13 protein-coding genes are annotated in these 12568 nt (G+C 72.2%); all 13 read left to right on the top strand.

The window, feature by feature from the left end:
• Positions 1–8: 8 nt before the first annotated feature.
• The 13 genes from ACH34T_RS40390 (at position 9) to secF (ending at position 12498) form a co-directional block, all read left to right on the top strand.
• Complete coding sequence (locus ACH34T_RS40390; RefSeq protein ID WP_396026298.1) at positions 9–545, top strand: hypothetical protein; 537 nt, start codon at positions 9–11, stop codon at positions 543–545.
• Positions 546–666: 121 nt separating this feature from the next.
• Complete coding sequence (locus ACH34T_RS40385) at positions 667–1707, top strand: DUF3048 domain-containing protein (RefSeq protein WP_396026297.1); 1041 nt, start codon at positions 667–669, stop codon at positions 1705–1707.
• A 111-nt stretch (positions 1708–1818) separates the two neighbouring features.
• Positions 1819–2742, top strand: a complete 924-nt coding sequence (pdxS, locus tag ACH34T_RS40380; RefSeq protein WP_396026296.1) for a pyridoxal 5'-phosphate synthase lyase subunit PdxS — start codon at positions 1819–1821, stop codon at positions 2740–2742.
• Positions 2743–2916: 174 nt separating this feature from the next.
• Positions 2917–3531 carry a DUF6928 family protein gene (locus ACH34T_RS40375; protein WP_396026295.1) on the top strand — a complete coding sequence of 205 codons (615 nt, stop codon included), beginning with the start codon at positions 2917–2919 and terminating at the stop codon, positions 3529–3531.
• A gap of 130 nt (positions 3532–3661) precedes the next feature.
• On the top strand, positions 3662–4291 hold the full coding sequence (gene pdxT / locus ACH34T_RS40370) for a pyridoxal 5'-phosphate synthase glutaminase subunit PdxT (RefSeq protein WP_396026294.1): 630 nt from the start codon (positions 3662–3664) through the stop codon (positions 4289–4291).
• A 4-nt stretch (positions 4292–4295) separates the two neighbouring features.
• Positions 4296–5048 (top strand): YebC/PmpR family DNA-binding transcriptional regulator, encoded by a 753-nt coding sequence (locus ACH34T_RS40365; protein WP_396026293.1) that lies wholly within the window; start codon positions 4296–4298, stop codon positions 5046–5048.
• Between the two features lie 37 nt (positions 5049–5085).
• Positions 5086–6249 carry an enhanced intracellular survival protein Eis gene (gene eis / locus ACH34T_RS40360; RefSeq protein ID WP_396026292.1) on the top strand — a complete coding sequence of 388 codons (1164 nt, stop codon included), beginning with the start codon at positions 5086–5088 and terminating at the stop codon, positions 6247–6249.
• Positions 6250–6370: 121 nt separating this feature from the next.
• Positions 6371–7006, top strand: coding sequence for a crossover junction endodeoxyribonuclease RuvC (ruvC, locus tag ACH34T_RS40355; RefSeq protein ID WP_396026291.1), 636 nt, complete (start codon positions 6371–6373; stop codon positions 7004–7006).
• On the top strand, positions 7003–7608 hold the full coding sequence (ruvA, locus tag ACH34T_RS40350; RefSeq protein WP_396026290.1) for a Holliday junction branch migration protein RuvA: 606 nt from the start codon (positions 7003–7005) through the stop codon (positions 7606–7608). The genes ruvC and ruvA overlap by 4 nt, the downstream gene beginning before the upstream one ends.
• Positions 7605–8738 carry a Holliday junction branch migration DNA helicase RuvB gene (ruvB, locus tag ACH34T_RS40345; RefSeq protein ID WP_396026289.1) on the top strand — a complete coding sequence of 378 codons (1134 nt, stop codon included), beginning with the start codon at positions 7605–7607 and terminating at the stop codon, positions 8736–8738. Before ruvA ends, ruvB begins: the two co-directional genes overlap by 4 nt.
• 193 nt (positions 8739–8931) lie before the next feature.
• Entirely contained in the window at positions 8932–9459 is a 528-nt protein-coding gene (gene yajC / locus ACH34T_RS40340) for a preprotein translocase subunit YajC (protein WP_396026288.1), read from the top strand.
• 42 nt (positions 9460–9501) lie between these two features.
• On the top strand, positions 9502–11301 hold the full coding sequence (gene secD, locus ACH34T_RS40335) for a protein translocase subunit SecD (protein ID WP_396026287.1): 1800 nt from the start codon (positions 9502–9504) through the stop codon (positions 11299–11301).
• A gap of 3 nt (positions 11302–11304) precedes the next feature.
• The gene (gene secF, locus ACH34T_RS40330; RefSeq protein ID WP_396026286.1) at positions 11305–12498 is read left to right on the top strand and encodes a protein translocase subunit SecF; all 1194 of its coding nucleotides are present in this window, start codon (positions 11305–11307) and stop codon (positions 12496–12498) included.
• The last annotated feature ends 70 nt before the right edge of the window (positions 12499–12568 follow it).

Here is a 12568-nt window from a genome sequence, read left to right as displayed (position 1 = left end):
GGCCGCGGATGTCCTACGACTGGCTCATCGACGTCCTGTTCTGGTTCGCCGTCGCGTTCCTCGTCGCGGTGTACGTGTCGTGGCGCGCCACCCGGCTCGACCGGCTGCACGTCCGCGTCGAGACCGCCCGGGCCGCGCTGGACGCCGCGCTGGTCAGGCGGGCCGCCGCCGCGCTGGAGCTGGCCGCGTCCCGGCTGCTCGACCCGGCCGCCAGCCTGGTGCTCGCCACCGCCGCGCACGAGGCCCGCACCGCCGACGCCGACAACCGCGAGTTCGCCGAGAGCGACCTTTCGCGGGCGCTGCGCGCCGTCGTCGACCAGCCCGAGTTCGTCGGCACCCTCACCGCGCAGGGCGCCGGAGAGGCGGTGCTGGACGAGCTGTCCTCGTCCGCCGCGAAGGTCGCCTACGCGCGCCGCTTCTACAACGACGCCGTCGCCCAGGCCAGGATCGCGCGCCGCAAGCCGCTCATCCGGATCCTGCCGCTCGCGGGCCGCGCCCCGCTCCCGGACTTCTTCGAGATCGACGACGACCCACCTGGTATCTGAGCGCACGGGCCGCCCGGTATTTGAGCGCGCGGGCCCCGGATGGCCGTACGGCTGGCGGGGGCCGGACGCATTCGTCGCGTTCGCTACCCTCTGGCAGACCGTCCGAAGGAGGGGCCACATCGTGCGATTCGTTTGGGACACCGCCGTCCGGCGCGGGACGGCCGCGTGCCTCGGCGTCCTCGTCCTCGGCGCCGCCCTGCCGGCCTGCTCGGACCCGGACGGCGGCCCGGAGTCGGCGCCGCCGCCGCGCAGCACCGGCGAGCCGGGGGAGAGCGGGACGCCCGCGCCCGCGACGCACCCGTTCACCGGCGGCACGAAGGGCCTGACCGGCCCCGTCCTCGCCGTCAAGATCGAGAACACCTCGCCGGCGTTCCCGCAGAGCGGGGTGTCGGCCGCCGACATCGTGTACGTCGAGCAGGTCGAGGGCGGCGAGACGCGGCTGATGGCGGTGTACTCGTCCAGGCTGCCGGGGCGGGTCGGGCCCGTCCGCAGCGCGCGCATCTCCGACCTGCACCTCCTGCCGCAGTTCGGGCGGCCCGCGTTCGCGTTCTCCGGCGTCCAGAGCAAGATGAAGAAGTACGTCCGCAGGTCGCCCGCCTACGACGTCTCGCAGGAGAAGGCGGGCGGCGCGTACTTCAGGTCGGGCGCCAAGCCCATCCCCTACAACCTGTACGCCGACCCGAAGGCCCTGCTGAAGCGGGCGCCGAAGGCCACGCCGCCGCGCGACGTCGGCTTCCGCTTCGGGGACGCCCCGGCGGCGGGCGGCAAGCCGGTCAAGTCGTTCACCGCCAGGTGGCCGTCGGCGAACATGGGGTTCACCTGGTCGGCCAAGCAGAAGCGGTGGCTCGCCAGCTGGGGCGGGCGCCCCGACCGCGCCGCCGAGGGCGGCCGGCTCGGCGGGCGGACGATCGTCGTCCAGTACGCCAGGACCACCCGGTCGAAGTTCCACGACTTCCTGGGCAGTTACACGCCGCTGATCGACACCACCGGCGCCGGACGGGCCCTCGTGCTGCGCGACGGCAAGGCGTACAAGGCCAAGTGGAACCGCCCGTCCGAGGACAAGGGCACCACGTTCACCACCGCGGCCGGCGAGCCGATGAACTTCGCGCCGGGACAGGTCTGGGTGGTCCTCGTCAACGACGGCAAGCCCTACACCCCCTAGGGCCTACACCTCGTAAGTGAACGCCCAGGAGGCCCTGACACTCTGCCGGGTCCGGGAGTCGCACGAGCAGGCAATATCATGGAAGGTGACTTATCGGCCGTCATGTAAGGAATGCCCGTGTCCACTTCCACTCCCGTCCCTGAGAACACCGCACCGGCGACGGGGACCGCCCGCGTCAAGCGCGGCATGGCGGAGATGCTCAAGGGCGGCGTGATCATGGACGTCGTCACGCCCGAGCAGGCGAAGATCGCCGAAGACGCGGGCGCGGTCGCCGTCATGGCCCTGGAGCGGGTGCCCGCCGACATCCGCGCCGAGGGCGGCATCTCCCGGATGAGCGACCCCGACATGATCGACGGGATCATCGCCGCGGTGTCCGTCCCGGTGATGGCCAAGGCCCGCATCGGCCACTTCGTCGAGGCCCGGGTGCTGCAGGCGCTCGGCGTCGACTACGTCGACGAGTCCGAGGTGCTCACGCCCGCCGACTACGACAACCACATCGACAAGTGGGCGTTCACCGTCCCGTTCGTGTGCGGCGCCACCAGCCTCGGCGAGGCGCTGCGGCGCATCACCGAGGGCGCGGCGATGATCCGCTCCAAGGGCGAGGCCGGCACCGGCGACGTCTCCAACGCCACCACCCACATGCGCAAGATCAGGCAGGAGATCCGGCGCCTGCAGAACCTCCCCGAGGACGAGCTGTTCGTCGCCGCGAAGGAGCTCCAGGCCCCGTACGAGCTGGTCAAGGAGGTCGCGGAGGCCGGGAAGCTGCCCGTCGTGCTGTTCACCGCCGGCGGCATCGCCACCCCCGCCGACGCCGCCATGATGATGCAGCTCGGCGCCGAGGGCGTCTTCGTCGGCTCCGGGATCTTCAAGTCCGGCAACCCGGCGCAGCGCGCCGAGGCGATCGTGAAGGCCACCACCTTCCACGACGATCCGGGCGTCATCGCCAAGGTGTCCCGCGGCCTCGGCGAGGCCATGGTCGGCATCAGCGCCGCCACCCTCGGCGACGACCAGAAGTTCGCAGGCCGCGGCTGGTGACCGGCGTGACCGGCGAGGGGCGCGAATAAAGGCGGGCCCCCACTCCACAGCGCGCCCTTACAGGGTTTACGCTGGCGGCGCGGCCGGTCACAGAGGCATTTCCCGGGGGGCCGGGGGCATCCCCCCGGAGGAGAACGCCTCCTCAGGCGGCGTCCGGCCGCGGGAAGGACGAGCATGGCTTGGTCGGTCGCGCTGGCGTGCGCGAGCGCGGGTGAACCCACCGAGGTGTTCCGGCCGGGCCTGGTGCCCGATCCGGACGCCGCCGCGGAGATCGCCCGCGGCCTCTACCCGGCGGACACCCTCATGGAGACCGGTGACACCGTCCTGGACTTCGCGCTCTGGCCGTACGAGGACGAGCTCTTCGTCGGCGCGTTCGAGCGGGCGCTGCTGCTGTGCGACCGGCGGCTGTTCTGCCTCGACGACGACGCCCGCCGCATCGCCGACACCGCCGCCGCGGCCCTGCCAGGCTCGCACTGCGGGGTCCTCGTCCTGCACACCGTCATCCGCGGCTGCTGGTTCCGCTGGTACGAGTCCGGGAAGCTGCGCCGCGACGTGTTCGTCACCGCCGAGGACGGCGTCGTCGTCGACCTGGGCGAGCGGCTCCCCGCCGAGCGGCCGTTCTGGCGGGCCATCGACGCGGGCGCGCCTGACGTCCCGCTGCCGTTCGACCCGGAGGAGTTCGGGCTCGCGCTCGCCGAGGCGCACATGTTCGGCCGCGGCATCGCCGACCGCGGCAAGGACGGCTTCCTGCCGCTGGAGCTCCCGCTCCGCCGCTTCAAACACGCCTGACCCGCGCGCCGTCCCGCGCCCGCCGCGCCCCCGCGCCCGCCCCCGCGGCCCCGCCGCCGGGAAGACGCGCCAGGTCGCGCGGCGTTGTACGGGACGTCCAAGTTTTGGTCGACCCCCCGGAAGGCTCTCTGTGACTGCTGTGCCGACGATCGGTGTCCTCGCCCTGCAAGGCGACGTGCGCGAGCACGCGCGCGCGCTGGAGGCGGCAGGGGCGCGCACCCTCGACGTGCGGCGCCCCGAGGAGCTGGACCAGGTGGACGGCCTCGTCCTGCCCGGCGGGGAGTCCACCACGATGTGGCGGCTGGCGCGCTCGTTCGACCTGCTCGAACCGCTGCGCAAGCGGATCGAGGCCGGCCTGCCCGTCTACGGCTCCTGCGCCGGGATGATCATGCTGGCGGACCGGATCCGGGACGGCGTCGCGGGCCAGGAGACCGCGGGCGGGATCGACATGACCGTGCGCCGCAACGCCTTCGGACGCCAGGTCGACTCGTTCGAGTCCGACGTCGTCCTGACCGGAATGGGGGACGTCCCGTACCACGCCGTCTTCATCCGCGCCCCCTGGGTGGAGTCCGTCGGGGACGCCGTGGAGGTGCTCGGACGCACGGCGCCCGTGCCGGAGGGGGGCCCGAACGCCGGTAGGATCGTCGCCGTCCGCCAGGGGCGCCTCATGGCGACCGCGTTCCACCCGGAGTTGACAGGCGATTTCCGCGTGCACCACTACTTCGCCGATCTGGTGCGCCGGACGACAGCGGAGGAGTGACAGAATGTCCGGCCATTCCAAATGGGCGACCACCAAGCACAAGAAGGCGGCCCTCGACGCCAAACGGGGCAAGCTCTTCGCCAAGCTCATCAAGAACATCGAGGTGGCGGCCCGGACCGGCGGCGGCGATCCCGACGCCAACCCGACCCTCTACGACGCCATCTACAAGGCGAAGAAGAACTCCGTCCCCAACGACAACATCGAGCGCGCCCGCAAGCGCGGCGCCGGTGAAGAGGCCGGCGGCGCCGACTGGCAGAACATCACCTACGAGGGCTACGCGCCCGGCGGCGTCGCCATCCTGATCGAGTGCCTGACCGACAACCGCAACCGGGCCGCCTCCGAGGTCCGCGTCGCGCTCACCCGCAACGGCGGCTCGCTCGCCGACCCGGGCTCGGTCTCGTACATGTTCACCCGCAAGGGCGTCGTGATCGTCCCCAAGTCGGGCACCAGCGAGGACGACGTGATGATGGCCGTCCTGGACGCCGGCGCCGAAGAGGTCAACGAGCTCGACGAGGAGAACTTCGAGGTCGTCAGCGAGGCCGGCGACCTGGTCGCGGTCCGCACCGCCCTGGTGGACGCCGGGATCGACTACGAGTCGGCGGAGAGCAAGTTCCTGCCGAGCGTCACCGTCCCCCTCGACGAGGACAACGCCAAGAAGGTCTTCCGCCTCCTCGACGCCCTTGAGGACTCCGACGACGTCCAGGACGTCTACGCCAACTTCGACGTCCCGGACGAGGTGCTCGCCACCCTGGACTAGCCGGCCGCCGTCGGCAGGGTGGCATACGGTCTGGATCATGGAGATTCGTGCCCTGCGTCCGGCGGAGGCGCCCGCCGTCCGCGACATCCTGTCCCGCGCCTTCGGGCCCACGCCGGACGACGCGTGGGAACGGCGCGCCGTGTCGGTACTGCCGTCGGTGGAGGCCGGGCGGGTGTTCGCCGCCTTCGACGGCGGCGAGATCGTCGCCACCGGCGCCCTGTACGACATGACCCAGTGGTGGCACGGGCGGGCCGTGTCCATGGCGGGCGTGAGCGGGATCACCGTCGCGCCGGAGGAGCGCGGCCGGGGCCTCGGCCGGCGGCTGATGACCGACCTCCTGGAGCGCTGCGTGGGGTTCGGGCACCCGCTGGCGCTGCTGTACCCGGCCACCACGGCCCTCTACCGGTCGGTGGGCTGGGAGCACGCGGGCGCGCAGCACCACGTCGAGATCCACACCGAGGCGCTGCGCCGGGTCGCGGCCGAGCGGGTCCCCGTCCGCAGGGCGGGCCCGGACGACGCCGCCGAGGCGGCCGCCGTCGTCGGGCGGGTCCACGAGGCGTCCCTGGACTGCGGCCCCGTCGGGGTGCCCGAGGCCTGGTGGCGGCGGACGCTCGGGAACCGCGACGAGTACTGCTACCTGGCCGAGGACGGTTTCCTCTCCTACCGGTGGGCGGACGGCAACGCCGGGATGGAGGTGACCCGGCTCGTGGCGTCCTCGGAGCCGACGCTGCGGGCGCTGTGGGGCATCGTCGGCTCGGGCTCGACGACCGCGAAGACCGTCCGCGCGTGCGTCGCGCCGTACGACCCGGCGCTGTGGCTGCTCCGCGAGCGGGAGTGGGAGACGGTCCGCCGCAGCCAGTGGATGCTGCGGCTGGTGGACGCGCCCGCCGCGATCGAGGCGCGCGGCTACCCGTCCGGCGTCTCCGCCGCGGCCCACCTCCTCGTCGACGACGCGCAGCTGCCCGCGAACTCCGGGCACTGGCGGCTGGAGATCAAGGACGGCGAGGGACGGCTGGAGCGCTCGCCCGCGCCGCGGGGAGGCGACGCGGACGCCGTCCGGGTCGGCGCGCGGGGCCTCGCGGCGCTGTACGCCGGCGTCCCGGTCGCGACGCTGCGCCGCACCGGGCTGCTGGAGGGCGGGAACGCGGACGCGCTGTCCGCCGCGTTCGCCGCCGCCCCGTTCACCCTCGACTTCTTCTAAGTCCCGGCGCAAGCCTTACTTCCAAGGACACTCGGCTTCTGGGACACGCCCCGACGCACGTGAACGGTGCCATGCTGACTTGATAGCGTGATCGGCCGAACAGATGATCGAAGGAGTGGCCGTGCGGGTGATGGGGGTGGACCCCGGGCTCACCCGGTGCGGGGTGGGGGTCGTCGAAGGCGTCCCGGGCAAGCGGCTCCACCTGGTGCACGTGTCCGTCGTGCGGACCGACCCCGACGACGACATCGCCCAGCGCCTGCTGGGCATCGAGACGGGCATCGAGGCGCTCATGGACGAGCTGCGCCCGGACGCCGTCGCCGTCGAGCGCGTGTTCTCCCAGCACAACGTCCGCACCGTGATGGGCACCGCGCAGGCCGCCGGGGTCGCGCTCCTGGTGGCGGCCCGCCGCGGCCTGCCCGTCGCGCTGCACACCCCGAGCGAGGCCAAGGCCGCCGTCACCGGGAACGGCCGCGCCGACAAGGCGCAGGTGACCAGGATGGTGACCCGGCTGCTGTCCCTGGACGCGCCGCCCAAGCCGGCGGACGCCGCGGACGCCCTCGCGCTCGCCATCTGCCACGTCTGGCGCGGCGGAGCCCAGCGGCGCCTCGCGCACGCCCAGCGGTCGCGGATCGAGGAGGCCGCGCGGGCCGAGCGGCAACGCCTCGCCGCCAGGAACAGCGCCGCCCAGACCAACGCCGTCCAGACCAACGCCGCCCAGACCGGCACCGCCAGGACTAGAGGAGGAACCAGCGAATGATCGCCTTCGTCAGCGGCCGGGTGGCCGCCGCCGGGCCCGACGGGGCGGTGATCGACGTGCACGGCGTCGGACTTTCGGTGCAGTGCACGCCCACCACGCTCGCCGGTCTTCGGGTCGGCGACCACGCGAAGGTGCCGACGTCGCTGGTCGTCCGGGAGGACTCCCTCACCCTGTTCGGGTTCGCCGACGACGACGAGCGCGCCGTCTTCGAGCTGCTCCAGACCGCCAGCGGAGTCGGGCCGCGGCTCGCGCTGGCGATGCTCGCCGTGCACACCCCGAACGCGCTGCGCCGCGCGATGGCCACCGAGGACGTGACCACGCTCACCCAGGTGCCCGGCATCGGGAAGAAGGGCGCGCAGCGCATCGTCCTGGAACTGAAGGACCGCCTCGGCGGCCCGGTCGGGGACGGCGGCGCCGACGTCCGCGCGCCCGCCCGCGCCGAGCCGTGGCGCGAGCAGGTCCAGCTGGGCCTGATCAACCTCGGCTGGTCCGCCAAGGACGCCGACGCCGCCGTGTCCGCCGTCGCCGCCGACCTCGACGGCGCCGAGACGCCCCCGGTCGCGACCCTCCTGAAGTCGGCCCTGAAGAAGCTGAGCAAATGACGAGCGGCAGCGAGCCGGGGCCTGCGGGGGGCCGCCTCCCGCAGGGAATAGGGAGCGAATCCGAGCGGCTGGTGTCGGCGGACGCGGACGGGCCCGAGGAGCAGGTGATCGAGGCCGCGCTGCGGCCCAAGAAACTCGACGACTTCATCGGGCAGGAACGCGTCCGCGAGCAGCTCTCGCTCGTGCTGCAGAGCGCGCTGCGGCGCGGCCGGACGCCCGACCACGTGCTGCTGTCGGGCGGTCCAGGCCTCGGCAAGACCACCCTCGCCATGATCATCGCGGCGGAGCTCGGGCAGCCGCTGCGGATCTCGTCCGGGCCCGCCATCGAGCGGGCCGGCGACCTCGCGGCGGTGCTGTCGACGCTCGCCGAGGGCGAGGTGCTGTTCCTGGACGAGATCCACCGCCTGGCCCGCCCCGCCGAGGAGATGCTCTACATGGCGATGGAGGACTTCCGCGTCGACGTCGTCGTCGGCAAGGGCCCGGGCGCCACCGCCATCCCCCTGGACATCGCGCCGTTCACGCTGGTCGGCGCCACCACCCGGGCGGGCATGCTGCCCGGGCCGCTGCGCGACCGGTTCGGGTTCGTCGCGCACATGGACTTCTACGAGCCCGCCGAGCTGGAGATCATCGTCCGGCGGTCGGCGCGGCTGCTGGACGTCGAGATCAGCGACGACGGCGCCGCCGAGGTCGCCGGACGCTCCCGCGGCACCCCCCGCATCGCCAACCGGCTGCTGCGCCGAGTCCGCGACTACGCCGAGGTCCGCGGCGACGGGACGGTCTCCAGGGAATCCGCGCGGACGGCGCTGTCGTTGTACGAGGTGGACGAACGGGGCCTCGACCGGCTCGACCGTGCCGTGCTCGGATCGCTGCTGCGCAAGTTCGGCGGCGGCCCGGTCGGACTGTCGACGCTGGCCGTGGCCGTCGGGGAGGAGCCGGAGACCGTGGAAGTGGTCGCGGAGCCGTTCCTCGTCCGGCAGGGCCTGCTGGCCAGGACGCCGCGCGGACGGGTCGCCACGGGCGCCGCCGCATGGGCGCACCTCGGGCTGACCCCGCCGCCCACGGCGCCCATGGCCGGGACGCTGTTCGATCTCGCCGAGGACCGGGACGAGAGGCCCGATCAGCCCGAATAGTGATCATTCGGGTAACGGGTTGGGAACTTCCCGGCGTCGTCGATCGTCGCGTCGTTGCCGGGGTCTGGCGTACTCTCTAGACTCCGGGACTTGGTTCACCGTCTCCAGCCGGCGGTCCCGTGGACGTGACCGGTCCGGTCACAAGGCTCCGGTCACAAGGCTGGGCAAACGACATCGGAAGGATGCCCCTGTCATGGGCAGCGAACTCATTCTCGCGGCGGACTCGGGCGGTAGCGGGGCCTTCAACCTGCTTCTGCTCCTCGCCGTTCCCCTGGTCTTCTACTTCCTGCTGATCAGGCCGCAGAGCAGGCGCCGCAAGCAGCAGATGGAGATGCAGAACGCCATGACGCCCGGCGCCCGGGTGCTGACGACCAGCGGAATGCGCGCGACGGTCGTCGAGGTCGACGACGACGGCGTCGTCCTCGAGATCGCCGACGGCGTCGAGGTGCGGTTCGTCCGGCAGGCGGTCATGCAGGTCCTCAAGGACGACGAGCCCGAAGAGCTCGACGACGAGCATGACGAGCTCGACGAGGACGGGGACGAGGACGGCGACCGCGTCGACCTCTCCAAGGACGCCGACGCCGACGCCGCCGAGGACGACGCCGCCGAGGACGTCCGGGCGGAGGCCGACGGGGCGGACGACGAGGACGAGGACGAGGACGCGGAGTCCAGGCCCAAGGGGAGGGCCAAGGTCAAGGCGGCGGACAAGCCGTCCGCGTGATCCTCCTCCGGTGACGAACCTAGACGGGAAGTAAGACGACAAGTGGCTCCGCCCAGTAACGCTCCCAAGCCCGGGCGCACGCTTCTCGCGCTCTTCGCGACCATGGTGGTCCTGGCCGGCGTCGCCGTCTGGCAGGGCCAGACGACGCCCAAGCTGGGGCTGGACCTCGCCGGCGGCACGACGGTGACGCTCACCGCCAAGACGTCTAGCGGCAAGAACCCGCCCTCGCAGCAGATGGACCAGGCCGTCAAGATCATGACCAAGCGGGTCAACGGTCTCGGGGTGTCCGACGCGGAGGTCGCCAAACAGGGCAGCAACAACATCGTGGTGAACGTGCCCGGGGAGGGGCAGAGCCGGGTCGTCAGCCTGATCGGCACGACGGCGAAGCTCCAGTTCCGCCAGGTGTTCGCCGTCGCCGACGGCAAGCCGACGAGCGCGACGCCGGCGCCGTCCACGAGCCCGACCGGCAAGGCGAAGGAGAAGGACGGCAAGAGCCCGTCGCCGTCCGCGTCGCCGTCCGGGAGCGCGTCGCCGTCCGCGAGCGCGTCGGCCACGCCGCGCGGCAAGGCGCTGTCCGGGGCGCTGACGGCCCCGACGCCGACTCCGTCCGGTTCGGCGAGCCCGCCCGCGTCGCCGTCCCCGACGTCGCCGCTGGTCCCGCCGACCGGCCAGCCGCCGGGACCCGAGCAGACCTACGCGGGCGTCACCGACAAGGCCGTCATCACGCAGTTCGAGGCGCTCAACTGCTACACCGACAACCGGCGCGCCCCCGGCTCGAACGACCCGAAGCGCAAGTTCGTCGCCGCCTGCGACCAGGACGAGGAGAACGGCCAGGTCGCCAAGTACATCCTCGGGCCCGTCCGGGTGCTGGGCGAGAACGTCGACGGCGCCAACGCGATGCCGCCGAACTCCCAGCAGGGCCAGGCCAGCTGGTCGGTCTCGCTGGACTTCGACGGCAAGGGCGGCCGCCAGTTCGGCGAGGTCACCACCGACGCCTACGGCGCCTACCAGCAGAACCCGAACTCCCCGCAGGCGCAGGTCGCGATCGTCCTGGACGGCCAGGTCGTCTCCGCGCCCAGCATCCGGGAGGGCGCGATCACCGGCGGCACCGCCAGCATCGACGGCCCGCCCGACAGCTTCGACCAGCGGTACGCCACCGACCTTGCGAACGTGCTGAAGTACGGGGCGCTGCCGCTGGAGTTCACGCAGAGCTCCATCGACGAGGTGTCGTCCACGCTGGGCTCCGACCAGCTGACCGGCGGCCTCATCGCGGGCGCGATCGGGCTCGGCCTCGTCGTGCTCTACTGCATGTTCTACTACCGGGGCCTCGGCCTGGTCGCGGTGTCCAGCCTGATCGTGGCGTCCGCCATCACCTACCTGGCGGTCGTGATCCTCGGTGAGGGGATGGGCTTCCGGCTCTCGCTGCCGCACATCATCGGCCTGATCGTCTCCATCGGCATCACCGCCGACTCGTTCATCGTCTACTTCGAACGGCTGCGGGACGAGCTGAGGGCCGGCCGCAGGCTCCGCCCGTCGGTGGAGACCGCCTGGAAGCGCGCGCGCCGCACCATCCTGGTCGCCGACGCGGTGACGTTCCTCGCCGCGCTGGTGCTGTACTTCCTCGCGGTCGGCGGTGTCGCCGGGTTCGCGTTCGCGATGGGCCTGACGACGCTCATCGACATCGTCGTCGTGTTCTTCTTCACCAAGCCGCTGGTCGCGCTGCTGTCCCGGACGACCTTCTACGGCCGCGGCCATCCGATGTCCGGGCTCGACCCGCGCAAGTTGCACCGCGCGCCGCAGAAGCCGTCCGCCGCCACCGCCGGCACGAGCCAGGAGGCCTGACCCATGGGACTGCGTAGCGCCACTTCGCGGATCTATCGGGGCGAGATCAGCGCGGACATCGTCGGCCGGCCGAGGATCTGGGCGACGATCTCGGGGCTGCTGCTGGTGCTGTCCCTCGCGGGGCTGCTCGTCCAGGGCCTCAACTTCGGCGTCGAGTTCAAGGGCGGGTCCGTCTTCACGTTCAAGTCGAGCGCCTCGATCGAGGAGGTGCGCGGCGCCGTCGCCGGCGGCGGCGCCCACCAGGTGATCGTGCAGAAGGCCGGCGGCGACTGGCGGGTCACGACCGAGAGCCTGACCTCGGCGCACGTCACCGAGATCAAGTCGCACGTCAGCCAGGAGCTGGACGTCCCCGCCGACAAGATCAGCACGCAGGTGGTCGGCGCGTCCTGGGGCGGTGAGATCCAGGAGAAGGCGTGGCAGGCGCTGGTCGTCTTCATGATCTTGATCATCGCCTATCTGTCGGTGGCGTTCGAATGGCGGATGGCGGTCGCCGCCGTCGTCGCGCTGGTCCACGACCTGGTCATCACGGCGGGCATCTACGCCTGGTCCGGGTTCGAGGTCACGCCGGCGACCCTGCTGGGCTTCCTGACGATCCTCGGCTACTCGCTGTACGACGCGGTCGTCGTCTTCGACATGATCAAGGAAGTCACGAAACCGCTCAGCGCGACCTCCAAGACCACCTACAGCGAGGCGGCGAACCAGGCGCTCAGCAGCACGCTGGTCCGCTCCCTGAACACCTCGCTCGTGGCGATCCTGCCGGTCGGCGCGATCCTGTTCATCGGCACCACGCTGTTCGGCGCCGGGACGCTGAAGGACCTGTCGCTCGCGCTGTTCGTCGGAATGATCGTCGGTACGTACTCGTCGATCTGCGTGGCGACGCCGCTGCTCGTCCAGTTCAAGGAGCGGGAGCCGAAGTACAAGCAGATCCGCGCGAACATCGCCCGGCGCGAGCAGAGCTCGAAGCGGCAGGCCAAGACCGCCAAGGTGAAGGCCGCGACGGCCGGCGGGCCCGGCGACGCCCCGGAGGACGAGCCGTCCGGTGGGTCGTCCGGCGAGGGGCCGGATGAGCAGTCCGACATCCGGAGCACCGTCACCGTGAAGAAGGTGGTGCAGACGGGGCCGAGGCAGCAGCCCAAGCGCGGCACCCGGCAGAAGCGCCGCGGCGGCGGCAGCGGAAGCGGAAGCGGCGGCAAGTAGCAGCGCCGCGGCATCGAGTAGCGCCGCGGCGGGAAACGGCCGCGGCGAGTACGACGTACCGGGCCGTGCC

It is taken from the genome of Actinomadura sp. 9N215 (assembly GCF_044326345.1).
Lineage (GTDB): Bacteria > Actinomycetota > Actinomycetes > Streptosporangiales > Streptosporangiaceae > Spirillospora.
The sequence above is the reverse complement of the archived record's forward strand: the minus strand, read 5'-3'. Positions and strand labels throughout refer to the sequence as shown.